Origin of the sequence: Nonomuraea sp. SYSU D8015, from assembly GCF_008065375.1 — a bacterium.
In the GTDB taxonomy this organism is placed as follows: domain Bacteria; phylum Actinomycetota; class Actinomycetes; order Streptosporangiales; family Streptosporangiaceae; genus Nonomuraea.
The window spans coordinates 71,772-94,456 of the sequence record NZ_VJYI01000027.1 but is presented as its reverse complement, the minus strand read 5'-3'; the positions used below and the strand labels follow the sequence as shown (position 1 = coordinate 94,456).

Sequence of the window (22,685 nt, the reverse complement as noted above, 5' to 3'; positions counted from 1 at the left end):
GCTGGCTGACCAGCATGCGCCACAACGCGAGATCGCCCGCAGTGACGCGGTACGGCTGCTGATCGACCGGGCCGCAGGCTCTCAGCCCGGCTTGACAGTCGATGCCACCACCGCTCCCGTGCTCGCCCGCATCTGCCGGCGGCTCGACGGCATTCCGCTGGCCATCGAGCTAGCCGCGGCCCGGCTGCACGCCTGCTCCATCGAGCAACTCCAGCGCCAGCTGGATGACGACGCTCCCTTTCTCGGCCACAACCCGCCGGCCTGCGCGGCGCTGCCGTACCACCGTCTGAGCGCCACCATCGAGTGGAGCCATCGCCTGTGCTCGCCTGCCGAGCAACGGCTCTGGAGACGCCTTTCGATCTTCCCCGGCGGCGTCGACCTTGCCACCGCCGAGGAGGTCTGCTCCGGCGACGGCCTCGCCGTCGACGACATCGTCGACCTTATCGCCGCCCTGGTCGACCACTCCATCGTGACCGCCCAGCCGTCCGCGACCGGCATGCGCTACCGCATGCTGGACACCCTTCGCGCCTACGGGCAGCAGCAGCTGACCTCCCAGCAACTGCTACCACACGCCGGCCACGGCCGGCACCGGATTGCACATCGCTGCCCAGCCGGGCGCCTTCTGGCTGCTGGCCGGGGCGTTGAGCGAGGGCCGGCAATGGCTCGGGCGCGGCCTCGACCTGGCACCGGCGCCCACCCCGGCACGCATCACCGCGCTGTGGATCGACGCCGTGCTCGCGCTTTACCAGCACGATCTGGCCGCCGCCATCCCGCGGCTGCAGCAGTGCCGCTCCCTGGCCGAGCAGCTCGCCGACGACAAGGGGCGGACGTTCGCGGTCATGACGGGCGGCATCGCCGAACTGTCGAGCGGCCACACCGGGCGAGGGCTGGCCCTAATGCAAGCGGCGCGCACATGCCAGCGGCAGGAGGGCGACCTCGATGCCGTCGCCTTCAACCTCTACCTGGCCGCAACGTCCTGCGCCGCCGGTGATCCCAACACCGCCGCAGAACTCGGCCGCGAGCTGCTGGCGTTGTGCGACGTCCACGGCGCGTCCCTGTTCGGCGCCTACGCGCAGTTCCTCATCGGCATCGTGGCCTGGAAAGGCGGCCACTGGCAGCAGGCCGAGAAACTGGTCCAGCAGTCAGCCGAGCCGTGGATCGCCATCAACGACCACTGGGGCCTGGCCAAAGCGCTGGAAGTGCTCGCCTGGACCGCACAGGCACGCCACGCCCATCACCGCGCCGCCCGCCTGCTCGGCGCCGCTGACAGGCTGTGGCACGAGATCGGCTTCTCCCCGACCTGGCTGCCCTACCACACCCACTCCCACCAAGACTGCGAGAGCGGAGCCCGTCAGGCGCTCGGACAACGAGCCTTCACCATCGCCTTCCGGCGCGGAGCAGAACTCGATCTCCACACCGCGGTGGCGTACGCGATCAGTCACGACGATCGCCAATGACCGCCACGCCGGCGCGCTCGGGCGTGACGGCGACGGACACGGTCGGCACACCGTCCCGCTACCCAAGCAGGCACCCGTCACCGCCCAGTCGGCCAGCCGCCCGCGCTGACCGGCGCCCGGCTTGAAACTGCACGGTCTGCGTCCAGGAACAGGGCGCCTCGATCGCGGCTCTCGCGGGTAGGTACGGGTAAGCCGGGCTCTATCCGGACCGCGTCGGCAGGGCTGCCCCGACCAGCCGATCCCGCCCCGTCGGTCAGGATGATCAGGGGAGCAGAAGGGGCCTACTACTCCAGCCACTTCCTCGGAAGACCTCGTCGAGCACCTGGGGAGGCCGACGCCGTGCTGATCGGTGATGACGGCGGTTTCGCCAAACACGACCAAACTTCTCCAATTCGGGCTCCACGTTGAGAGAAGCGCAAATACTAGGCTCTGCCGGTGTGAATGAGTCACATGCCCTGGAGCATCGGGTGGCTGCCGCACTGGCGAACGGTGAGGAATTCGACGTTCGCAGGGAGACGGACCCCACCATCCGGGCATCCATGTTGCGGGAACTGATACTGGTCGCGGTCTGGAGGCCTGGGCACCACGCGGGCTGCGGATACGTGGCGCCGTGATCGACGGGCCCATGGACTGGCCGATGTCAAGGCGGTGATGCCCGTCGAACTGGTCGACTGCACGGTCGAGCATCCGATTGTTCTGGATCGGGCTCAGTTTCCGCGGCTGTCCCTCGCCGGGTTGCGGGCACCAAGGCTCAGCGCTCGGGCGCTGCGCATCGAGGACGACCTGGTGCTCGACCGTGTCGAGATAGCGCACCCCGGCGAAGGCGCGGCCCTCGACCTACTGCGAGCGACGATTGGCGGTGACCTGTATTGCCGGGGTGTCCAGTTGTCCGCTGCGAAGGGGATAGCTCTGTTGGCGGATCGCTCGGCGATCGGAGGTCACGTCACGGGTGGAGGACGCCAGTTTTCAGGGCGCTCAAGGATCGCTCCACCTCGTCCAAGCGCGGATCGGTGGCAGCCTGCTGCTTACCCGATCTGTCCTGTCCGCCGCCACGGGGTCAGCCCTGGATGCTACTCGTGCGGACATCGTCGGCTCGATCGCGCTGGACGATGGGTTCCGTATCGAAACCGCAAGTGATGAGCCGGCCGTCCAACTGGCCTCCGTCCGCCAGGGCGAGCATGGCCGGGGTGATGTATCGGTACCAGGCGGGATAGAGCCGGACCTGGTAGTGGTCGAAGGCGGCCTCGTTCTTGCCGGTTTGGAAGCATTCCTCGATCGTCCAGCGAGCTCCGGCCACCTGGACCAAGTGTTGTAATGAGACGGGCCGCGGGGTGTGACACAGGTAGAAGGCCACGTCGGAGGAGTTGCTGAGCGAGCCGCGCCCTCCCCCGTGAGATGCGTTCCGGCTGCCCCGACCGACCAGAGTGTGATTCATGTTGATCGAAAAGCCGACCGGCGGCGGGGCCGGCAGCCTCCCGCCGGTGACCGCGCAGACCCGGTCCTCACCCCAGTTCCGGCGATGCACCACGAAGCCTGCGGCACGGGTCGAGCGGCGGGCGATCCTCGGGGGCCTGATCGATGAGTACTCGCAGGTCGCATAGCCGAGCTGATTTTTCGAGCCCCACACCACCGGCGGCGGTGCCCGTTGGGGTTCCCTACGGACACCGCTCATCACTGCCTCAACATCCAGCCAACCTGGGTAGTCGCTGGTCCTGCACTGGAAGCTACGAGAAGGGCTCTCCCCACCATTTGACAGATTATTCTGTCCAATGACAGGCTGCTGGCCATGAGATACCTCGGGGAACCCGACCAGGTCCGGGTGGCGCTGTCGCCGATCCGGCGGCGGCTGCTCGAGTTGCTGCGCGAGCCATCGTCGGCGAGCCGGTTGGCCAAGGAACTCGACCTGCCCCGGCAGCGGGTGCACTACCACCTGAAGGAACTGGAGAAGGCCGGGCTGGTCGAGCTGGTCGAGGAGCGGCAGCGGCGTGGGTTCACCGAGCGGGTACTGCGGGCCATCGACACCACGTTGGTAGTCGATCCGGGGGTGATGGGTCGCGCCTTTGATGGCATTCAGGATCAGTACTCGGCCGAGCACCTGGTCGAGGTGGCCGCCGGGACCGTGCGCGAGGTCGCGCGGATGCAGGCCAAAGCCGACGAGGCCGGGCAACGGCTGCTGACGTTCACCATCGAGGCCGAGGTCCGGTTCGCCGAGCCCGGCGACCTGCACCGGTTCGCCGACGCCCTGACCGCGGCCGTCCGCCGGACAGTGGAGGCGTTCGACTCCCCCGGCGGCCGCCCGTACCGACTAGTCGCGGGCGCCCACCCGGCACCGCGCAAGCCACACTGAAGGAGACAGCAATGACTGACCCCCCACGGATCCAGGTCACCGTGGCCGCACCGCCCAGTACGGTCTGGGATGCCTTCCGGAACAAGGACAAGATCCGGCACTGGCACGGCTGGGAGTTCGACGGTGGCCCGGACGGCAGCCTGGACAAGGAGATCGAGCTCATCTACTTCACCGACGTGACCGCCGACGATCGCGTGATCAATCTGAACGGCGGCGACCGAGTCGAACTCGAACCGGTCGAGAACGGCACCCGAGTCACACTCACCCGCGCAGCACCCGGCGACGATCCCGACTGGGCCAAGTACTACGACGACATCACCGAAGGCTGGATCACCTTCCTGCACCAGCTCAAGTTCACGGTCGAGCGGCACCCGGTCGACGCCCGCCGGACCGTCTTCCTGTCAGGCACGGGCAAGACATCACCGCTGACGGCACTGGACACAGCGCAGCTGTCCCCCGGCCAGCGGTACCAGCTGGAGCTCCCGGGCGAGACCGCGACCGGCGAGGTCTGGTACCGCTCGGAACACCAGCTCGGGCTGACCATTGACGGCTGGAACGACGGGCTCCTGGTCCTAAGCCACAATCCTGACAGCGGTGCGTCCATGGCCGTCCTCAGCCTGTATGAGGTCAACGAGAGCCGCCACGCGGAACTGAGCAAACAGTGGAACGACTGGTGGACCGAGACGGTGCTGTCCTAATCATTGCGCGCCGGGGCCCGATCGGCCAGCCGTAGGGTGGGCCGATCGGGCTCGTGATGAGGCTGAGCGAGCCGGTCGACGACCGCCGGCCTCAACGGCACCGAAGTCGCGCTGCTCGACGTCCTGCTCCTGTACGTCCTGCGGGCCTGGTACACCGCCCGCCCCGGCCACGAGGCCACCGGCTGGGCGGCGGCCCTGTGCGATCCGCGGATCATGGAGGCGCTGCGGGCCGTCCATCGCGACCCGGCCCACCCGTGGACGGTCCAGTCGCTGGCCGCCCGAGCCGGGCTGTCGCGCACGGCGTTCGCGCAACGGTTCGCCACGACCATCGGGTCGCCGCCGCCGGCGTACCTGACGTGGTAGCGGATGATCGCCGCCGCGCTCCTGCACGACTCTGACCTGCCGCTGCGATCGGTGGCCGAGCCGACCGGCTACGCCTCGGAGTTCGCGTTCGCCAGGGCGTTCAAGCGGGAGTTCGGCACGGCTCCCGGCCGTTACGGGAACGGGCAGGATGGGCTGCGGGAGAGGGCCGGTGCTGAGGGCGCGCTGACGCACGGGCTGCCGTACTACACGATGGGCGCGGGAAAGCCACTGGTGGCGCTGCGGTGGTTCGCGCCGGAGCATGCCAACCCCACGGGTTGGGTGCTGCGCTCGGGGCTCAAGGCATTGGGCCCGCTCGGGCGGCACTTCGAGGTGTACGCGGTCAACCGGGCGCCGGGGCCTGGCGGCGCGCCACAGGAGCTGCTTCCTGCGGTCAAGGGCGTCACGGTGACACAGAACGTGCCATCGCTGACGGACGACGAGGCGTGGCGTTCAGCCTCAACGACGACGGGGCACGGCAATCGCTCGTCCTGGACCCGCAAACCTTCCGGTATCTGGGCACCAACTCGACGCGGCGGGAGGACCGGACGTACCAGTGGGCCGATGGCGATGACGAGACCTTCAAGGCCGGCACGGTGAGCCTGACCGCGCAGCTGGAAGCCACGATCGTGAACCAGCCCGGCCAGCGTCCCTGATCGCAGCAGAATCAGGCGCGACGGCGATGACCAGGGCGGCGGTTCAACCGACGCCCTGATACACCGCGCTGTCAGGAAGACCAGGAAGACCCCCGGTGTTACGGTGGCCTGGCGTCAATGCAGTCTCCGAGCCCCTTCATATCTCCGGCCGCCGACTACCTCGACGGCCTGAAGCTGAAGAAGGCGGACCTGATCGAGCTCGCCGACGAGGTCGGGTGGAGGCGTCCCGCCGCGACACGGTCAAGGACCTCAAGGACGTGACCGTGGGCGGCCGCCTGGACAGCGCCGCCATCCGCGAAACCGTCGCCTCCACTCCGACCCTCGACTCGGCGCAGTGGTACCAGGCCCGAGCTGAAGGGGACGTGACGCCGAAGCAGACGCCATGCCGAACAGCCCAGAGGAAGTCGAGGCCCGCATCCGTGAGGGCGTTCGCAAGGCGCCTCCCGCCTCGCACATGGGCGAGCGGTGGCCCACGCTCACCGACGCGCGAGCATCTCGCAGGGGTGCCCTGGGAACAGGTGGACGAGGTGTTGGATCGCATTGTGAGTGGCGAGGTGGTTCACCACAGAACCTCCCCATCTTGACCGCCTGGGTGCCTCCCGCGCGCAGCCCTCAGTCGAGCGCCTGCCCGTGCTGCGCCGGAGCGTCTGACAGGACAACCTCTTCTTCGGCCTGGTCGACGTTGGCGGCGAGCACCAGAGCAGCTGCCGTCGTGGCTACCGCCGCGACGGCGGCTGCCCGCCAGCGGCGTCGCGGTAGGGGTCGAGCGGAATCTGGTTCTAGTTTCGGTCCCGGTCCGGGTGGCACTCCCATGTCCAGTCGCTTGCGGACAGCGCCCCACGCCGCGGCCGCCTGCTCGTCAAGTCCACAGCCGAGGACGAACGCCGTAACCACCTCCCCGCGGGGCAGCGTCTCGCGCTTGAGCATCCCGGCCGCAGTCGAGTACGGCAGGTGGTGGCCGGCCCGTTGCGCCTGGGACTGAATGTCGCGGTAGCTGCGCCCGGACCACGCTTTGAGTCGTTGCAGTGCGGCCACGAACTCGGCGTCGGTGTGTGCGGCAGTTGGATCGGGACATCCTGACTGCTCGTCTGATCTGGTGCTCATAACCAGGCAGTACAGCGGAGTCGCACAAATCCGCACAAGTCGGAACAGCACATTCCTTGAGTACGGGCCGGCGGATTGGCCAGCGTCGAAGGCGTGATCTCCACCTGGTTCCACGCCGCTCTGGCCGGCGTTCTGTTGTCCTCTGCTCCGGTCCATCCACGGATCGAGTCATTTCTTGATCGAACGTTGCCGCCCGGGACCGGCGGCACGGTGGCGGTGGCCCGCCATGGCAAGCTCGTGCACTGCGCCGGATTCGGCCTGGCCGACCGCGAGACCAGGACCCCGGCTCGATGTGATACGGCCTACGACATCATGTCGATGACCAAGCAGTTCACCGCTGCCGGGATCATGAAGCTCCAGATGATGGGCAAGCTGCGTACCACCGACCGGATCGCTGTCCACCTCGGTCCGGTACCGGCCGACAAGCGTCTGATCACCGTGCGCCATCTGCTGACCCACACCTCCGGACTGCGTGACCTCGGCGACGACTACGCCCCCGTCTCCCGCGACACCATGACGCGACGCGCCCTGGCGTCCCCGCTGCGGTCAGCACCGGGAGCCCGGTTCCACTACTCCAATGTGGGCTACAGCCTGCTGGCCGTCCTCATCGAGCGCGTATCCGGCAGCTCGTACGAACGCTTCCTGGCAGAGCACCTCTTCGCCCCCGTCGGCATGACCAGCACGGGATACGTGCTGCCCCGCTGGGCGGCAGGCCAGGTCGCGATCGAATACGACAAGCACGGCAAGAAACGAGGGAAGCCCACCGAGCATCTTTGGGCAGCCGATGGCCCCCACTGGTACCTGCGGGGTAACGGCGGCATGCTCTCCACCGCCCGCGACATGTACCGCTGGCACCGGGCTCTGGAGGGAGAAAGGATCTTGTCCCGCCGAGCCAAGGCGGAAATGTTCACCGCGCAGGTGCTCATCGATCAAAAGGCGAAGGCGTACTACGGCTATGGCTGGGGCGTGTTTCCGCGCACCGAGCACGGCCGGGTCGTCGAACACGACGGCGGCAACGACTGGTCCTTCGGTGAGTTCGCCCGGTTCCTCGACACGGGCGTGATGGTGTTCTGGATCAGCAACCAGGCATATCAGGCGGGGAAATGGAACCTCGAGGACATCAACGGCAAGATCACGCTGGGTCTCCTGCGCGCATTGTGACGCCGCGACCGAGCGGAACACCCACTTGCTCAGCCAATCGGGCCACCGCCGCCGGAGGAGCCGCGGTGCCGTTGGGCCCTTCCAGATCCGCGCCGATCACCTGCAGCCCCTCGCGGTCGGCTTCGACAGCGAAGGATGGGAATCTTCATGGCAGCGGCGGTCTCATCACCCTGCCGGAGTGGGCCGACATGCTGGACCGAGGTCATGTCGCGCAGGAGTATCAGCGTGCCGGGTACGCGCGATTGATCGCATCGCGGGTTGCGCTGGATTCGCGAACAACGCCCTCTCAGCTCCCACACCATCAAGTGCTGCTCGGAACCGCAATCTGCGTCGGTCCAAGCGGACAGAATCACCTGTCATCGTCCCCCTGAACTGACGTACCCAGTTCGGCTACGTCAGTTCAGGGGGACGCAACAGCGGGGCGGCGCATGCCTGTCGAGTCGGCGACCCACGCAACAAAACTTTCACGTCGAAAGCTGGGCGAGTGCACGGCCGGGGTTACCGCCTACCGTCGGAGGGACGGGTATTGAGCCGCTGTGAGCTGCCGCCGCAGGAGGGCGGCTCGTTGCCGACCACCACCTCCGTCGGGCGTCCGAGTCGCTCCAGCAGGCCGCCCCGGGCGCAGTGGGACGGGCGGTAGCGATCGAGCGCCCCATCGCCGGGCCAACTCGTCGAGCAGCACTAGCCCTGCCTCCGGACCGCTCGCCATGCCGACCGCAACCGCCCGGTTCAGCACCACCACCGGCGAGGGCGTCACGACGCTGCAGCAGGTCGTGCAGCGCGACGATCTGCGGCCAGCCGGTGGTTTCCACCAAGCCGGCTTGACAACCCAGGCCTGCAGCTCTCTATCCCAGGGCAGCGCAGGATTCTCTACAACTTTTACGAAACGTCCGAATCCGGGCCGTCGCATTCATACACTTCTGTCGATGAAAGTTCAAGGGGATCAGTGCCATGACGTCCCAAGGTCATTTTATGGGCGATTTCCAAAAAATACGAGACTTCGTGTCGCGCACCTCATGGCCGCACAGCGTCGAGGTCATCAAAGAACATCCGGCAGGAGGCTTCTACAAGGAGTTGTACGAGGGCAAAATCGGCGTGCGCATCCTGTCGTACGGAGCCGAGATCCGAGTCGTCGTCCCGGAGACCCCTGACTTCTACAAGATCTACCTTCCGCTGAGAGGCGCGGGAAAGGTGAAAGTCGAAGGCGAATATATCGACGCCCCGTCGGTCATCGTGGGCCCCCAAGAAAGATCCGACATGTGGTGGAGCGTCGACCACGAGCTGTTGATCATCCAGGTTCCCTCGACGCTGGTCGAGCGGACACTCGCCGACTATCTGGGCGATCCTCCGAAGCAAGCCCCCCGCTTCCGGCCGGCTATTAACTGTGACAGTGCTTTCAGCGGGGTCCTCACCATGTTGTCGCTGGTGAGCGCGGACGGCAGGCTACCCTTCATGGCCTCGCCCCTGGCCGGGCATCACTTCGAGCAATTTTTGCTGCACACCCTTCTGGACTCGCAGCCGCACGACTACTCGCCCATCCTCGGCGAGCCTGACGCCGCGTTCGGTCCAGCTGCCTTACGGCGAGCGCAGATCTACTGTGAGGAACACGCGGATGAATGCATCTCCCTGCGAGACATCGCCGCCGCGGCCAGGGTCAGCGTCCGCACCCTGCAACACGTTTTTCGCAATCACCTGCAAACTACGCCTCTTGCCTACCTGCGCCAGGTACGACTGGCGCATGCCCATGCCGACCTGGTACGCATCGCCCAGACAGGCGCTCGGACCACCGTCACGGAAGTGGCCATGCGTTGGGGTTTCACGCATCTGGGCCGCTTCGCCATGCTCTACAGGCAGACATATGGCCGATCGCCCTCCAGCACCCTGTACGGGTCACGGTGAGGCCTCACGCCTTGCCTCGCCGCGCAATCAGGGCTGCAGATGACAAACGGCGCCCCCTCATGATCACTGCGTGTCCACGCCAGTCGACCAAGAACAGGGACGCCTTGGCGTGCCATCATCCCTCCAACCGACATGCTCGACCGCCGCCTGGAACACATCACCGTCATCGAGCCGCTGACCAGCCTGCTCGATCTGCTCACGCCCGCCGAGGCCCTAGCCGCCGTCCCTGGCGCGCGAAGATCATTTCCAAGAGCGAAACCTTTCCCATGATGTCCAGGGCGGCCTCGGTCTGCGCCAGCTTCTTCTCCGCCCGCGCCTTGTCCCGCGCCAGTGCCGATTCTCCATGCGCAGCCGCCCCTGCTCCTTCGACGGCCAGGCGATGTACGGCCTGTACCCCTACGTCGACCCGGGCGGTGAGTGCGGCGGCCTGGCGGCCAGGATGCGCCATGCGCCGGCTGAGCACGGCGTCGCCGACCATCCCCACCCCGTAAGGGCGGCGGGTGAGGGCACCCTCTATCCGAAAAGCGCAATCTTTGCACGCGGCCCGGATAGCCACAGGCCATGTTTCCCTATTCAATTAAAAGGCGCGCCCCAGAACTGAATGAGCAGGCTGGACCGACCGCGGTGACTTCATGCCCACGAACCACGAGGTGAGAAAGATATGAATCTTTTCAAAAAGGCAATGATCATCATGTCAATGCTTGGCGCGATCCTCTGCCTCACATCCGTGCTAGGGGTCCCAACTGCTCAGGCTGAAGTATGGAATTGCGAGGCGGAGCCCGATACGGAAGCCAACATGGGATATGCCCGCTGCTTTGAGGGATTCGGCAGCTATCACGTACGGGTCGAATGCAACTCAGCACACTGGCCATACACGAGAAACATCGATGGCCCCGTGGTGTACAAAGGGACAAATCAGAGGCCGGGGCCAACTTCTGCGGTCTGGGGACAGCCAAATGGCTGCCATGTCGTTCGTGCGTGGACCGTTGCCCTCTAACCTCAATCTTCCCTCCGCCCAGCAGGACGGACGGCGAAGGCGTGACGTAGCGGCTGATCGTCTGCTCGTGAGCTCAGTCGATCTCGGGCGGCGTAGTCGGCGTAGTCATCGACATGCTGGGTGATGGTCTTGAGCGCTGCTCCGAGTTCGGGTGGCGCTTGAGGTTGATCCGGCCGCGGTGAGCGGACGAGTAGCCGGTTGTAGATCTTGGTGTAGAAGACGGCGATGCGCACACCGTCCTCGGTCAGGACGTAGCGGTTGGAGCGGGGCAACGGGCGGATCAGCCCGTTGAGTAGCAGGCGGCGCAGGTCGAAGGTCATCTGGCTCGTGCTGTAGCTGGTGGTGCCGAGCAGTCCGGTTCTGCGTCTCTGGAGGTGGAGGCACGCCGACCGACGCCACGTCGAGGGCTGACCTGGTTTTCTAGACAAGAGTCTTGACCTGAGGGCTCCGCTTCCTACGCCCCGGTCTGCACCACACCCTGACCACACAGGCCCGAAGCCCTAACTACACCGCCTTGGCCTTTAGGCGAGTGGCTCCGTGGCATCCGACCACGGAGCCTCCGCGAAAATCCGTTGGCGGACCACGGCGACCACGCTAGTTTTCCGGAGGCCGTGCCAGAGAGCGAGGAGGTGGTACCCGTGAACGCAGTATCGACATGGGTGCTCCACTCCGGGGTCACGGTCGGGCGATAGGTCGTCCGGGAGCGCCGTACAAGAGCACTCCCGAAAGGCACGACCATGCGATTCACTTCCGAACAGGGCCTCGACGACGGCGTCCTCGAACGTGAACTCACCCTCGGCGAGATCCCCAGCGTCCTGTGGACGCCGGGATCGCACCGGACCCACCGATCCTGATCGGCCACCCCGGCGGCTTTCACAAGCGGCTCCCCGGCTGGTGGCCCGGGCCCGGCACTACGCGGCGGAGTACGGCTTCGCGGCGGCGATGGCGCGCTTGGCGCTGTCTAGAACGCAACATCGAAGTCACCGTCCCGACGCCCCGGGTTTCCAGGGTTGTGTGCTAATGTGCTGCATCATTAGTACATAAGGATGGGCCATGGTCGGCTGGAGTCTGGTGATTGCGTTCTACGTGGCCATCGTGGGACTGCTGCTGTACCGGGCCTTCCGCCCTCAGCGCCGCCCCGAAGTGATCGAGTGGGCCGTCGGCCATGGCCTGCGCACCACCGACCTCGACTGGGACCAGGCCAGCCGTTACCTCTACCGCAGCCGGTGCCTGCGCACCGTCGGGTTCATCATCCCTCTCCTCGCGGGAGGCACGACGAGCATCGTCTGGGCGCTGGTCTACACCCAGCCGTCCCCGCCCTTCCCGTTCGACCTGCTGGGCCAGCCATCTTGGCTGGTGGGGTACCTGCTCGGGGCGGTCCTGGCCGAGGTGACCTGGACCCGTCCACGCACCCAGAAGGCCGCCGCCCTCGTGCCCAGACGGGTGGCCGACTACATCGGGCGCCCGACGCTGATCCTCATCCGCGTCGTCGGCCTGGCCACGATCGCCGTGGGCGTGATCGGGCACTGGTTCCTCGCCGGCCACATCCGCGCCGGGCTCGGGTTCGGGCCCGCACCGTCGGTGACGGCGGCGGCCGTGCTGGTGACGATGGAGGCATCGCTCTGGTTCATCGTGCACCGGCGCCAGCCCGTGGGATCCGAGTCGCAGATGATGCTTGACGACGCCCTGCGCTCCACCACGATCCACCGGATGACCGGAGCCGGCCTCGGCATGATGTTCCTGTTTCTCGGATACGAGCTCTTCTCCATTGGGGGCGGCATCGAGGGTCAGGTCCTGCGGGTCATCCTGCCGTGGGCCGGGATGGCGTGCGTATTCGTGTGCGCCCCCCTGAGCTGGCGGCGCGTCGGGCATCCTCGCCTGTGGCTGGTCAGGCGCCATACGTCCAGCGAGGCAGGCCCGCGGACGGACACAGCCGACCGGACGGCGACATGATCCTCCATCTCGACCCCGCCTCACCGCTCCCTCCGTACGAGCAGCTGCGGGCGCAGATCGCCACTATGGCCGCCACCGGCGTGCTGCCGCCGCTGACCCGCCTGCCCAGCATCCGGCAGCTCGCCCGAGACCTGGGCCTGGCCACAGCGACGGTCGCGCGCGCCTTCCGCGAGCTCGAGCGTGACGGCGTCATCGAGACCCGCGGGCGGCACGGCACCTACGTCTGCGAGGCTTCCGATTCCGCCCCCGCCGTGGACGCCGAGCAGCGCCTGGCCGAGGCGGCGCAGGCGTTCGCTGTCCAGGCGCGGCAGCTCGGCGTCGACGCCACCCGCGCGTTGCAGCAGGCCAAGGTGGCCCTGGAGACGGTCGCGGGCCGCTGAAGCATCATTGATCCCGGCTTGCCTCCGCGTTGTGGTCGCCTGGTTGATTCCACCGGCGGCTCTGGGATCCCACCTCTCGAGCTTGAAATCACCGGGTATTTCCCGATCAAAATCCTTGACGAGGCGTCATGCCCTCATGCTCGGTGGCGGGCCAGCCCTAGGGAGCCCGGCGCGGCCCGCTCCGCTGTCCACGTTGCCCTGGCCGGCGCCTGCGCGGAGATCGTCCGCAGGTGCCGCGAGCGGGGCCGCCTGGTCGGCGCGGCACGACCCCAGCTCAACGACCCCGTGAATGGATTCGCCGCCTGCCCGGCCTGCACACCGCCTGAATATTTTCGATCTGGCGTGAACCGGATCGGTATCGAGACACCAATAAGGGTTGTGACAATGGACAGCATCGACCAGCGCCCGTCCAGTGCCGAGGCGAGCGACGCGGCCATCATCGAGCGATCACGTGGAAGACCCGAGGCGTTCGCCCAGATCTTCGACCGCCACGCCGACCGAGTGCATAGGTACCTTGCCCGCAGAATTGGCGTCACAGATGCCGATGATCTGCTGTCGGCAACTTTCCTCACAGCCTTCGAGGAACGCCATCGATTCGACCCCGGCAAAAGCACTGCCGGCGCAGCGCCATGGCTCCTCGGTATTGCGACGAATCTGCTCCACAATCACCGGCGGGCCGAGGTGAGACGCCTGGAAGTCCTCGCCCAGGCGGCCACTGTTCCGCACGAATCCTCATCTGCCGACCGGGTCGACGCACGGGTGGACGCCAGCGCCGCAGCGAAGCTGGTCATGGACATACTCGTGAAACAGCCGGTCGGTGATCGCGACGCCTTGCTGCTCTTCGCCTGGGCCGACCTGAGCTATGAGCAAATCGCCGACGCCCTGGACATTCCCGTGGGCACAGTACGCTCACGGATCCACCGCGTTCGGACCAGGATGCGTACGTCAATCAATAATCCGCTCTCTTCTGATGAAGGTCAGTGACATGGATGAGATGGATCTACTTTCCCGGCTCGGCGCGGACACTCCCCCTCTGGCCGATGACACACGGAGGAAAGCCCGCGCAATGCTCGTAACAAAAACCTCCCAGTCAACCGTCGCAGGGCGGACCCGATCGCGCCGACGGTCCGGCCTCTGGATCGGCGCAATCGCGGCCGGGGCGGCCACGCTGGCAACCGCCGTCGCGGTGGCATCAATGACCAGCTCACCCGCCTACGCAGTGGATCAGCGAGGCGACGGCACAGTCGAAGTCACGATCAAGGAGTTCGTGGACGCCAAGGGACTTCAGCGCAGGCTCATCGACGCCGGGATTCCTGCGGTCATCGACTACATTCCCGACGGCAAGGGCACCTGCACACAGCCGCGGGGAGATGAGCTTCCGCCCAACCAGACGCCCATGCTCACTTCACCTCAAGGCGATAGCCCAGCCAGCTTCAGCCTGTCTCCGGCCATGATCCGGGCAGACCAGACCCTCGTACTTGAGGCCATTTTCGACGCTCGCAACCCGGAGAACGCATCAGCCGTCCGCGTGAGCATCGTCCGCGGCCCGGTGTCTGCCTGCAATCCCACCGCTGGGCCCACCGACGGGCCCACCACTGGGCCAATCATCGAGCACACTGATGACCCCGCGAGCGGCTCCACCCAGGAGACCTATTCCAGCTCCGGCTCCTGACAATGGGGGCGGCCAGCTCCAACAAAGGCCATCACGAGCGGGCCGCTCCTGCCTTGGAGCCGATCCGACTCCACGCATAGGCAAGAAGGTTCTGTCCAGTGGCGATCATTCGGTTCTTCGGGAACCCGTCCAGCGGGCGCGCAGTCAGATCCCGGAGCACCCGCTGGAGTGTCCGTTGCATCGTCACGCACGGCAGGAACGCCGAACTGTCGACGACGCGTGAGCTCGGGCTCAGTCACACATTCCGTGAGTGGGCCATCAGTCCGCCGGCAAGACGCGAAGGCGGAGGAGATCGTGCTTGGCGCGGCGGTACATCTGCCTCTTGATCGTTTTGATCCGATTGACGTGGCCTTCGACGGGACCGGAGCTGTAGGGGCAGGGTGAGGCCGGCGGTGACAGCGTCCTGGTCATGATGGCCTGCTCGGCGGCGCCGATCAGGCCGGCGCGCCGTCGGAGATGATCAGCAGCGGCGGCTGGAGGCCGCGGGCGACCAGGTCGGTGAGGAAGTCGTCCCAGGCGTCGGTGATGCCCCAGGCGGCCAGGATCGGTTCGGCCCGCTACCCGTCTGGATTTTGAAGTGCGAGGCGTCCAGGAACAGGTAGTCCAACTCGACGCCGGACAGGTCCCGCTGGCACCAGGCGTCGTACTCGGCGACGATGGCCTGGCAGATGGTCGAGACCGTCGACTTTGACAGGGCGGCTTCGGGACCGAGCGCGTCCGCCATCGTGCCTTCGGCGTCGCGGACGGACATGCCGCGTACGAAGGAGGCGCTGACCAGGGTTTCCAGGGCGTGGGTATGGGTGACGCCGGTGCCGAACAGCCGGGAGGCGAACTTCTCGGTGGTGCCGTGCGGCTTGGGGGGCCACGATGATCGGGCCGCTGGTGGTCTTGATCGTGGTCAGGCGGTGGCCGTCGCGGTGGCCGTCGCGGTGGCCGTCGCGGTGGCCGTCGCGGTGGCCGTCGCGGTGGCCGTCGCGGTGGCCGTTGCGTTGGCCGGGCCGCACCACGGCCTCCTACTCGCCGCGGCGGCGTCTGCCGCGGCGATGGTGGCGGCACGCTGGTAGCGGGCACGGCCGAGAAACGCCTCGATCTCGGCCTCGACTGCGGTCTGGATGATCAGGTGGGCGCGCCACGACAATGTCCAAGAAACGACAGCCACTTTGCGTTACCCGGATAGCTGGATCCATGCAGCGGCCATAGCCTGCCGTGTGGTCAAACATGAGATCCTCCTGTTGCGATTCAAGCTTGAGGTATCTCTGAATGAAAGGGAAATCGAAATGCTGGTCTCTCATCCTGATTGACATCCGCCTTCGTCAGCAGAAGGAGCACTCGGTGAACAGATCCAGTGCACACTCGATCTCATTCATCGAGTGATGCCCAGAATTTAGAGGAACGTCAGCCGGCACTCATTGAGAAGACCAAGTGGGGCCTGCTCCGACTCGCACGTGTCATGGCGGTACCGGAAGCCCTGGTCGCCTTGATACCGCGCTCGGCTACCCCACATCCGCCTGCACAGGATTTCCACATCACCCACGGCAAGCATGTTCTCGAACATGGCCATAGTGAATCCACACGATGAGATACGGAGTCTAATATGCGCTTTGAGCGCTGGAAAATCGCTGCAGCTCTGGTGATCGCGGCGTCGGCCGCTCTGCCGATGGCCACTACTCAGATTGCCGGCGCATCCACCGTCATGGCGGCGCAGGTCGATGACGTACTCGCGCCTGGTGACCGGCTGACGGCTAATGCCTACCGCGAGTCCTCCAACGGGCTCTACCGGCTGGTGCAGTTCGGCGACGGCAACTTGGTGGTCATCAACACGGCCACGAAGAAGGCGCTGTGGAACGCGCAGACCCACGGCAACCCCGGTTCCTTTACGGAGCTGCAGCGGGACGGCAATCTGGTGGTCAAGTCGCCCCAGGGGAAAGCCCTGTGGAGTACCAGAACACACAGCAACCCCGGGGCGCGGCTGGTCATGCAAGACGACGGCAACGCCGTGCTGTCCGATGGCGCAAAGGTGCTGTGGTCATCGGAGCGGGGCACCTTTGTGTTGGCCGCCGGTGAGCGGCTGAAAGCCAATGGCTACCGCCAGTCCCCCAACGGGCTCTACCGGCTGGTGCAGCTGGGCGACGGCAACTTGGTGGTCATCAACACGGCCACGAAGAAGGCGCTGTGGAGCAGCAGGACGCACGACAACCCCGGTGCTCACACGTACCTGCAGCTGGACGGCAACCTGGTGGTCATTTCGTCCCAGGGCAAAGCCCTGTGGAGCAGCAAGACGCACGGCAACCCCGGCGCGCAGCTGGTCATGCAGAACGACGGGAATGCGGTCATCTACTCGAGCACCGAACGCGCCCTGTGGTCCACCAGAACGACCCGCTGACCACTGTCGAGCTTTCTCTCCTCGGTGTCCAGCGTCGCCAGCACCCGCCGGGTTTGCCTGTGAAGGTGCCCGGCGGGTTGCGTGGCCCCTTGGCAGCAAGAACAATCAGGCGGCGCCTGCAGGAGTCGCGCAAGGCACACCCGCACAGCCGCCGCGATCGCGATCGTGTTCTGGCACGACCCGGACTTCACCCTCCCCTGAGTCCGCCGACTCAGGTGTCCGCTCTAGCCGTGACAAGGAGCACAAACTCCTAGCGACTCGCAAGATCACCTCGACCGCCGTGACGCCGTCACCGAGAACCCTCAGCCCTACCTCGACCTGGTCGAGCCGGTGCGGCGCGTACTGGCTGACCAGCAGCAGCAGCGCCTACACCACCATTCACGAATCTGGCCACCGCAATGGTTATCTCGGGTTGTCAAGCGAAGTGGCCGGTCAGACGCTTGGAGGTCTGTCAGGCACGTCAGGCAGACAGACGCCAGCATGCCGCGCCTGGTGGATCCGGCGCGAAAGCATTCGGCGTGTGAAGAGGGGCTCGACCAGTCAGGGCCGTTGCCATGAGGCGCCGCGGCGCGACGTAGGCGGGTGGGCCTCAGGTGGGCTGACTGCCTGGGCGCTCGCGGCGAGCCGCCCAGACGGCACGTACCATGTGTCGATGTTTCGCAATCCTGTAGGCGATCCCGGATGCTCCCGAGCTGTCTATCCCGGAACGTTCGACCCCTTCACTGACGGTCATCGGGATCTCGTTGATCGGGCCCGGCGCTTGTTCGAACACGTAACGGTGCTGGTCGCGGTCAACGATGAGAAGCGGCCCACCAAGACGGGTGCGGAACGCGAGCTGGACATCCGTGCCACTCTCCCGGCGGACTGGCAGAACGTGACAGTGGCAGCCTGGAGCGGGCTGACAGTGGCCTACTGCCAGCAACACGGAGCCGCAGTGATCATCCGTGGCGTGAGGAACGCTACCGACGTAGTGCACGAGTTTCAGCTGGCCGCCATGAACGAGATGCTGGGCATGAAGACCCTATTCATGCCCGCTCGGCCCGAACTGGCCACGATCTCCTCGACCGCGGTCCGCGCGGCTGCGACCGACGGCGGCCATGCCGCGGAGACGGCCCTGATCAGCCGGCCGCCGTCTCACTGAGCCGGACTTCCAGGTCGGCGATCATCTGGATGAGCAGGCTGGTGTTCTCGCGCCGGACCGCCTGCGAGCCGACCGTGTCGATGCCGGACACCTTGGTGATGCACTCGTCGGCGGCTTGGGCCATGGTGGCGAACTCCGTGCGGGCGATCGAGTGGGGGTTGGCAGCCTCGAAGGTGGTGGCGCGGTGCATGTCTTTCACCGACGTCATCGCCGCTCGTGCGGCGGACATCGCGTCGCGGGCGCTGGACTCATCGCCGTGTCCGTTGCGCATGTAGCCGGTGGTCCAGACCCTGCGCCGGGCAGGATCCGTCAACGGCATGAACCCTTCCAGGCGGTCGCCCCGGTCGTCCGCGATCACGCGGACGGCCCCGACAGCCGCCGCAGCCGGGGCCGTCGGGGATCATGACGCCGGCGGCGACCTTCACCTGGCCGGCGACGAAGGCGACCGCCTCGTCCGGCAGTTCGGAGCGGCCCTCGGGAAGCGGCCGTGCTGGGCGAAGAACTTCAGCCACAACGCCAGCGCCAGCTTGGACGGGCCGGTCCGGCCGGTCAGCAGGTCCGGCTCCTTGCCGATCAGCAGCCAGTGTTCGATCAGCTCGTCTTCATCCAGAGTGCGCGCCACGGGGTGCAGGCCTCTCTTCTACGCTCATGAAGATGGCGGCCTGTCGGCCGCCGCAGGCATGCGTGCGTGGAAAGTACCGAGAACACGCGGAGGCGGCACTTCCCCCGAAACGGCTCCCATCCTGGACGTACACGCCCTACGGTGTCCAGAAATCTGCGAAGTGCCGATGCCACGTGGCAAGTCGGCACTTCGGTCGGAGTGGGATGAGGTCGCGCCCGAGTGGGTCTCTCTCCAAGCGGGCGTGTCCCTTCGGATTCAGGCGGAGCTGCGACTGCTCAGAGCCGGGGAGCGGTTGCCGGCTTGCTTCGGCCATCGGCTCCATGTCCAGCGGTCCGCCGCGGGCGGCTGGCCCGCGACGGCAGCAGCACGACGATGATCACAGCGCCGAGCGCCACGCAGACCGCGCCCGCCGTGAGCCCGCCTGAGTAGCCCATGATGGCCAGCGCGGCCACACCGACGGCACCGCCGACCTGCTGAACGGAGGTGAACAGGGCCGAGCCGAGACCGGCGTCCTCCTCGGTGGTGCCGTCGACCGCGGCCACCGCCATAACGGGCAGGCTCAGCCCGTTGCCCACACTCAGTATGAGCATCCCGGGCAGTACGTGGGCGATGTAGGAGTCGCCCGCCGCCACGCCGGACAGCAGCAGCAGGCCGGCGATGTTGACCAAGAACGCCAGCAGGAGCGCCCAGCGCGTCCCGGTCCTGAGCGAAATGCGGGAGGACAGCCACATGCCTGCCAGGATGCCGGCGCCGTAGGGCAGATAGGCGATGCCGGCCAGGAGCGGGCTGTAGCCCAGAACGGTCTGGATCTGGATCATCAGCAGGAACGACATCGCGTACATCGCCATCGAGAACAGCAGGGTCGCACCGTTGGCGACCGCCCGTGTCCGCGAGGCCAGGAACGATGCGGGCACTAGGGGCGCCGCCGCCCGCGACTCCGCCACCAGGAACGCCGCCGCCAAGGCGGCGGAGAACACGGCGGCCCCGATGACGATCGGATCGCTCCAGCCGGTCTCTCCGGCCCGCAGCAGCCCGTACACCAGCGACACCGCAGCACCGGTGACCAGGACCGCGCCGGGAACGTCGAGGCGGCGTCGGCCGGGGGCACGGGACTCGGGGACCAGGCGCGGGAGCAACGCCAGGGCCACGGCGACGATGGGCAGGTTGATCAGGAAGATGCCGCGCCAGGACACCAGGTCGGTCAGCGCCCCGGACAGCACCAGGCCCGAGGTCCCGCCCAGGGCCGCGATACCGCTCCAGATGCCCAGCGCCTTGGCCCGTTCCTCCGGCCCCGGATACAGCAACGTGATCATCGACATCGCGGCAGGGCTGGCCATCGCAGAACCCGCGCCCTGCACAAACCGCCCGATCACGAGCTGCCACGGCTCCTGCGCGAGCCCGCAGGCCAGGCTGGCCACCCCGAACAACGCCACCCCGATGAGGAAGACGCGACGGCGGCCCAGCAGATCCGCCATCCGGCCGCACAGCAGCAGCAAACCGCCGAAGGCCAGGAAGTAGGCGTTGACGACCCAGGGCAAGGCGGACGCGCTGAAGCCCAGCTCGTCGCGGATGCTGGGCAGGGCAACGTTCACGACGGTGTCATCGAGCACGAGCATGAACTGGACAAAACACAACACAATCATTGGCACCCGACGACGCTATGATCTGCCGCATTTGGCCACAATCCGCGATGAGGCCAGAGTATGTCGCATGGAGGACATGGGTGCGATCATCGTCGGCCACTTCCCGCTGGCCTCGGGGGAGTGGATCCCCCCGCACAGCCACACCCACCACCAACTCGCCTGGACTCGCCACGGCGTCCTGAGCGTCAAGGTGGGCGAGGTGTACTGGGTCCTGCCGCCCACCAGGGCGCTGTGGCTGCCCGCGGGTGTCACCCACGCCACCGGCGCGACCCGCGACGCGGTGCTGTGCAGCCTGTACCTGGCGCCGGAGCGCTGCCCACTGGACTGGCCCGAGCCCACCGCGGTCGGCGTCGACGGCCTGCTGGCCGAGCTGATCGGGTACCTGGCCCGTACTGACCTCACCGACGGCGCGCGGCTGCGCGCCGAGGCGGTGGTGCCCGACCTGCTACGCCCGCTGCCCACCAGGCCCATCGACGTGCCGCAGCCCACCGACGAGCGCGTCCGGGTGGTGGCGGCCGCCCTGCTGGCAGATCCCGCCGACCCGCGCACCCTGGAGGCTCACGCCCGCGCGGCGGGCGTGAGCAGGCGGACGTTGACGCGGTTGTTCGTACGCGACACGGGCATGAGCTTCGACCACTGGCGCACGCAGGTACGGCTGCGCGCCGCCCTGCCGCTGCTGGCCGAGGGGCAGCCGGTGTCGCGGGTAGCACACGACGTGGGGTACGCCACGGCGAGCGCCTTCCTGGCCGCTTTCCGCCGCACCGTCGGCACCACGCCCCGGCGCTACCTGCTCAGTCGTTGACTTTGATCCTCTCCACGGTGAGCCGTGAGGTGCCTCGATGGTTCCGGACAGACAGCCCGTTAAGGGCTGAAGCTGTCCGGAAAGGGTTAGGGTTAGTCTCTGTTCTCCCTGGCGGGAGGCCCGTTCCGGGCTGAAAATCGGGGTGATTGTCCGCCGACGTCGTTGCTCTTTGGCCGGTTGAGGCCGTGGGTTAGTGGGACGCGGGAGCCGCGCTATGGGCCCTTCACTGTGCTTCGAGCGCGCGGACTAGATTCGCTTCTTCCCAAGCGGCTCTCACGGGCACCGTGCAGGGAGCGAGGCAACGGCGCCGGGAGGTGCGTCATGCTGGAGGAGACCAAGGAACACGAAGAGATCGTCGAACGCGTCGCAGCGCTGGACATCGACAAGGCCGAATTGATGTGCTGCGTGCGCGTCACAGCGGCGCCTACCTGCTCAAATTCGCCTGGACGAAGATCACCCGGCACACGCTGGTCAAGGGCTGGGCCTCACCCGACGACCCGACCCTGACCGGTTACTGGGCAGCTCTGCGGCGACGCGGGACCCCCGTTCGATCCACCCCGGCTGCGGCTGCTTCAGCGACAGCGTGGACGCTGCCCGCTCTACGGACAGTTTCTTCTGCACGCCGACAGGGAAACTCGCACGCCCCGTTCGGGAAGAGAAACCCACCGGGAGCAGTCCCGGCAGGGCGCCCCGGTCCGACCCCCCGGCCCGCCCACCGAGTGAAGTCGACCGCTGGCGAGGTGCCTATGGCCAGGTCCTTTTCCGTCGGTGCAGGGCTTCTCCGGCAGCTACGGCATAGTCCGCGACCACATCGCCCGCAACAAACCCGCACCTGCGCCGATCGCGCCGCAACCACCCACCGTGCGCCACGTCACCGCCTGCTTAACCCGGCACCCCGACCAACTCGCCGAAGACGAGCGCCTGCTGCTGAAGGAGATCTTCGAGCGTTGTCCCGAGATCGACACCCTCGCCGGGCACGTGCGCACGTTCGCCACCATGCTCACCACGCTGACCGGCCAGGACCTGCCCCGATGGATTGAGACGGTCACCGCCGACAACCTCCCCGGCCTATCCGCCTTCGCCAAGGGCCTCAGGCAGGACCTCGCGGCGGTTCTCCAGGGACTCACCACACCCTGGAACTCCGGCCCGGTCTAGGGCATCGTCAACAAGATCAAAATGCTCAAGCGGCAGATGTTCGGGCGAGCCGGAACAGCCTTGCTCCGCAAGCGAATCCTGCTCATGGCGCAACCCCGCTGAAGCCAGATCCGAGGCGATCAGGAAATGACTGAGCGCGAGCCCCACCGCGATCGTGCCGCGCGCGAAACCCGCCGACAGCGTATAGGCTCCGCACCAGAGGCGGTTGAACGTCCCGCCCGCTCCGAGCCGCAGGTGCCTACGCCACCCGGCGAA

At 66.8% G+C, this 22,685-nt stretch carries 23 protein-coding genes and 2 pseudogenes; 16 read left to right on the top strand and 9 right to left on the bottom strand.

The features are described from left to right. Window positions 1–169 precede the first annotated feature (169 nt). Window positions 170–463: a hypothetical protein gene (locus ID574_RS50535; RefSeq protein WP_188196233.1), complete on the bottom strand. Its 294-nt coding sequence runs from the start codon at window positions 461–463 to the stop codon at window positions 170–172. Window positions 464–593: 130 nt separating this feature from the next. Here ID574_RS50535 and ID574_RS50530 point away from each other — a divergent pair, with 130 nt between their 5' ends. Further along, window positions 594–1,457 (top strand): hypothetical protein, encoded by an 864-nt coding sequence (locus ID574_RS50530; protein WP_188196232.1) that lies wholly within the window; start codon window positions 594–596, stop codon window positions 1,455–1,457. 1,057 nt (window positions 1,458–2,514) lie between these two features. On the opposite strand, the pseudogene ID574_RS50525 reads toward ID574_RS50530, so the two are convergent. Continuing rightward, window positions 2,515–2,808: pseudogene (locus tag ID574_RS50525) on the bottom strand (hypothetical protein); the annotation flags it as partial. A gap of 82 nt (window positions 2,809–2,890) precedes the next feature. Between ID574_RS50525 and ID574_RS50520 the strand changes: the two are divergent. The 5 genes from ID574_RS50520 (at window position 2,891) to ID574_RS50500 (ending at window position 5,462) form a co-directional block, all read left to right on the top strand. Beyond that, window positions 2,891–3,058, top strand: coding sequence for a hypothetical protein (locus tag ID574_RS50520; protein WP_188196230.1), 168 nt, complete (start codon window positions 2,891–2,893; stop codon window positions 3,056–3,058). A 185-nt stretch (window positions 3,059–3,243) separates the two neighbouring features. Next, window positions 3,244–3,804 carry a transcriptional regulator gene (locus tag ID574_RS50515; RefSeq protein ID WP_188196229.1) on the top strand — a complete coding sequence of 187 codons (561 nt, stop codon included), beginning with the start codon at window positions 3,244–3,246 and terminating at the stop codon, window positions 3,802–3,804. 11 nt (window positions 3,805–3,815) lie between these two features. Beyond that, window positions 3,816–4,502: an SRPBCC family protein gene (locus ID574_RS50510; RefSeq protein ID WP_188196228.1), complete on the top strand. Its 687-nt coding sequence runs from the start codon at window positions 3,816–3,818 to the stop codon at window positions 4,500–4,502. A gap of 213 nt (window positions 4,503–4,715) precedes the next feature. After that, the gene (locus ID574_RS50505) at window positions 4,716–4,865 is read left to right on the top strand and encodes a helix-turn-helix transcriptional regulator (RefSeq protein WP_188196227.1); all 150 of its coding nucleotides are present in this window, start codon (window positions 4,716–4,718) and stop codon (window positions 4,863–4,865) included. Between the two features lie 3 nt (window positions 4,866–4,868). Continuing rightward, window positions 4,869–5,462, top strand: coding sequence for a helix-turn-helix domain-containing protein (locus tag ID574_RS50500; RefSeq protein ID WP_188196226.1), 594 nt, complete (start codon window positions 4,869–4,871; stop codon window positions 5,460–5,462). Between the two features lie 668 nt (window positions 5,463–6,130). Here the strand turns inward: ID574_RS50500 and ID574_RS50495 are convergent. Continuing rightward, window positions 6,131–6,622, bottom strand: coding sequence for a hypothetical protein (locus ID574_RS50495; protein WP_188196225.1), 492 nt, complete (start codon window positions 6,620–6,622; stop codon window positions 6,131–6,133). Window positions 6,623–6,715: 93 nt separating this feature from the next. Between ID574_RS50495 and ID574_RS50490 the strand changes: the two genes are divergently transcribed. Together ID574_RS50490 and ID574_RS50485 are read left to right on the top strand one after the other, a co-directional pair. Further along, the gene (locus ID574_RS50490; protein WP_223167909.1) at window positions 6,716–7,783 is read left to right on the top strand and encodes a serine hydrolase domain-containing protein; all 1,068 of its coding nucleotides are present in this window, start codon (window positions 6,716–6,718) and stop codon (window positions 7,781–7,783) included. A gap of 972 nt (window positions 7,784–8,755) precedes the next feature. Then, on the top strand, window positions 8,756–9,682 hold the full coding sequence (locus ID574_RS50485) for an AraC family transcriptional regulator (RefSeq protein ID WP_188196224.1): 927 nt from the start codon (window positions 8,756–8,758) through the stop codon (window positions 9,680–9,682). Window positions 9,683–9,878: 196 nt separating this feature from the next. Here ID574_RS50485 and ID574_RS50480 read toward each other — a convergent pair whose 3' ends face one another. Continuing rightward, window positions 9,879–10,160 carry a hypothetical protein gene (locus ID574_RS50480; RefSeq protein WP_188196223.1) on the bottom strand — a complete coding sequence of 94 codons (282 nt, stop codon included), beginning with the start codon at window positions 10,158–10,160 and terminating at the stop codon, window positions 9,879–9,881. 521 nt (window positions 10,161–10,681) lie between these two features. Next, window positions 10,682–10,999, bottom strand: coding sequence for a hypothetical protein (locus tag ID574_RS50475; protein WP_188196222.1), 318 nt, complete (start codon window positions 10,997–10,999; stop codon window positions 10,682–10,684). A gap of 733 nt (window positions 11,000–11,732) precedes the next feature. Between ID574_RS50475 and ID574_RS50465 the strand changes: the two genes are divergently transcribed. From ID574_RS50465 to ID574_RS50450, 4 genes are all read left to right on the top strand, one after another. Continuing rightward, window positions 11,733–12,632, top strand: coding sequence for a hypothetical protein (locus ID574_RS50465; protein ID WP_188196221.1), 900 nt, complete (start codon window positions 11,733–11,735; stop codon window positions 12,630–12,632). Further along, the gene (locus tag ID574_RS50460) at window positions 12,629–13,012 is read left to right on the top strand and encodes a GntR family transcriptional regulator (protein ID WP_188196220.1); all 384 of its coding nucleotides are present in this window, start codon (window positions 12,629–12,631) and stop codon (window positions 13,010–13,012) included. The genes ID574_RS50465 and ID574_RS50460 overlap by 4 nt, the downstream gene beginning before the upstream one ends. Window positions 13,013–13,396: 384 nt before the next feature. Next, entirely contained in the window at window positions 13,397–13,996 is a 600-nt protein-coding gene (locus ID574_RS50455; RefSeq protein WP_188196219.1) for an RNA polymerase sigma factor, read from the top strand. A gap of 1 nt (window position 13,997) precedes the next feature. Then, window positions 13,998–14,684 carry a hypothetical protein gene (locus tag ID574_RS50450; RefSeq protein WP_188196218.1) on the top strand — a complete coding sequence of 229 codons (687 nt, stop codon included), beginning with the start codon at window positions 13,998–14,000 and terminating at the stop codon, window positions 14,682–14,684. A 417-nt stretch (window positions 14,685–15,101) separates the two neighbouring features. On the opposite strand, the pseudogene ID574_RS63180 reads toward ID574_RS50450, so the two are convergent. After that, window positions 15,102–15,621, bottom strand: a pseudogene (locus ID574_RS63180) (transposase); the annotation flags it as partial. Between the two features lie 657 nt (window positions 15,622–16,278). Between ID574_RS63180 and ID574_RS50430 the strand changes: the two are divergent. Together ID574_RS50430 and coaD are read left to right on the top strand one after the other, a co-directional pair. Continuing rightward, window positions 16,279–17,067 (top strand): hypothetical protein, encoded by a 789-nt coding sequence (locus ID574_RS50430; protein WP_188196216.1) that lies wholly within the window; start codon window positions 16,279–16,281, stop codon window positions 17,065–17,067. A 652-nt stretch (window positions 17,068–17,719) separates the two neighbouring features. After that, window positions 17,720–18,208 carry a pantetheine-phosphate adenylyltransferase gene (gene coaD, locus ID574_RS50425; RefSeq protein WP_188196215.1) on the top strand — a complete coding sequence of 163 codons (489 nt, stop codon included), beginning with the start codon at window positions 17,720–17,722 and terminating at the stop codon, window positions 18,206–18,208. Here coaD and ID574_RS50420 read toward each other — a convergent pair. The 3 genes from ID574_RS50420 to ID574_RS50410 all read right to left on the bottom strand — a co-directional run bounded on the left by ID574_RS50420 (window position 18,186) and on the right by ID574_RS50410 (window position 20,473). Beyond that, window positions 18,186–18,566, bottom strand: a complete 381-nt coding sequence (locus tag ID574_RS50420; RefSeq protein ID WP_188196214.1) for a hypothetical protein — start codon at window positions 18,564–18,566, stop codon at window positions 18,186–18,188. The genes coaD and ID574_RS50420 overlap by 23 nt on opposite strands. A 63-nt stretch (window positions 18,567–18,629) precedes the next feature. Further along, window positions 18,630–18,830, bottom strand: coding sequence for a hypothetical protein (locus ID574_RS50415; RefSeq protein WP_188196213.1), 201 nt, complete (start codon window positions 18,828–18,830; stop codon window positions 18,630–18,632). Window positions 18,831–19,105: 275 nt separating this feature from the next. Continuing rightward, the gene (locus ID574_RS50410; protein WP_188196269.1) at window positions 19,106–20,473 is read right to left on the bottom strand and encodes an MFS transporter; all 1,368 of its coding nucleotides are present in this window, start codon (window positions 20,471–20,473) and stop codon (window positions 19,106–19,108) included. Window positions 20,474–20,540: 67 nt separating this feature from the next. On the opposite strand from ID574_RS50410, the gene ID574_RS50405 reads away from it, so the two are divergent. Both ID574_RS50405 and ID574_RS50400 read left to right on the top strand, forming a co-directional pair. Beyond that, the gene (locus ID574_RS50405) at window positions 20,541–21,275 is read left to right on the top strand and encodes a helix-turn-helix transcriptional regulator (RefSeq protein ID WP_188196212.1); all 735 of its coding nucleotides are present in this window, start codon (window positions 20,541–20,543) and stop codon (window positions 21,273–21,275) included. Between the two features lie 768 nt (window positions 21,276–22,043). Beyond that, on the top strand, window positions 22,044–22,430 hold the full coding sequence (locus ID574_RS50400) for a hypothetical protein (protein ID WP_188196211.1): 387 nt from the start codon (window positions 22,044–22,046) through the stop codon (window positions 22,428–22,430). Window positions 22,431–22,685: the final 255 nt, after the last annotated feature.

What these genes read in the sequence shown, in the direction of transcription:
- ID574_RS50515 (WP_188196229.1), top strand. Translation starts at nt 3,244, where the DNA reads ATGAGATACCTCGGGGAACCCGACCAGGTCCGGGTGGCGCTGTCGCCG.
- ID574_RS50405 (WP_188196212.1), top strand. Translation starts at nt 20,541, where the DNA reads ATGGAGGACATGGGTGCGATCATCGTCGGCCACTTCCCGCTGGCCTCG.
- ID574_RS50485 (WP_188196224.1), top strand. Translation starts at nt 8,756, where the DNA reads ATGGGCGATTTCCAAAAAATACGAGACTTCGTGTCGCGCACCTCATGG.
- ID574_RS50430 (WP_188196216.1), top strand. Translation starts at nt 16,279, where the DNA reads ATGCGCTTTGAGCGCTGGAAAATCGCTGCAGCTCTGGTGATCGCGGCG.
- ID574_RS50465 (WP_188196221.1), top strand. Translation starts at nt 11,733, where the DNA reads ATGGTCGGCTGGAGTCTGGTGATTGCGTTCTACGTGGCCATCGTGGGA.
- ID574_RS50495 (WP_188196225.1), bottom strand. Translation starts at nt 6,622, where the DNA reads ATGAGCACCAGATCAGACGAGCAGTCAGGATGTCCCGATCCAACTGCC.
- ID574_RS50450 (WP_188196218.1), top strand. Translation starts at nt 13,998, where the DNA reads ATGGATGAGATGGATCTACTTTCCCGGCTCGGCGCGGACACTCCCCCT.
- ID574_RS50505 (WP_188196227.1), top strand. Translation starts at nt 4,716, where the DNA reads ATGGAGGCGCTGCGGGCCGTCCATCGCGACCCGGCCCACCCGTGGACG.
- ID574_RS50510 (WP_188196228.1), top strand. Translation starts at nt 3,816, where the DNA reads ATGACTGACCCCCCACGGATCCAGGTCACCGTGGCCGCACCGCCCAGT.
- ID574_RS50520 (WP_188196230.1), top strand. Translation starts at nt 2,891, where the DNA reads ATGTTGATCGAAAAGCCGACCGGCGGCGGGGCCGGCAGCCTCCCGCCG.
- ID574_RS50480 (WP_188196223.1), bottom strand. Translation starts at nt 10,160, where the DNA reads ATGGTCGGCGACGCCGTGCTCAGCCGGCGCATGGCGCATCCTGGCCGC.
- ID574_RS50460 (WP_188196220.1), top strand. Translation starts at nt 12,629, where the DNA reads ATGATCCTCCATCTCGACCCCGCCTCACCGCTCCCTCCGTACGAGCAG.
- ID574_RS50500 (WP_188196226.1), top strand. Translation starts at nt 4,869, where the DNA reads ATGATCGCCGCCGCGCTCCTGCACGACTCTGACCTGCCGCTGCGATCG.
- ID574_RS50455 (WP_188196219.1), top strand. Translation starts at nt 13,397, where the DNA reads ATGGACAGCATCGACCAGCGCCCGTCCAGTGCCGAGGCGAGCGACGCG.
- ID574_RS50410 (WP_188196269.1), bottom strand. Translation starts at nt 20,473, where the DNA reads ATGATTGTGTTGTGTTTTGTCCAGTTCATGCTCGTGCTCGATGACACC.
- ID574_RS50475 (WP_188196222.1), bottom strand. Translation starts at nt 10,999, where the DNA reads ATGACCTTCGACCTGCGCCGCCTGCTACTCAACGGGCTGATCCGCCCG.
- coaD (WP_188196215.1), top strand. Translation starts at nt 17,720, where the DNA reads ATGTTTCGCAATCCTGTAGGCGATCCCGGATGCTCCCGAGCTGTCTAT.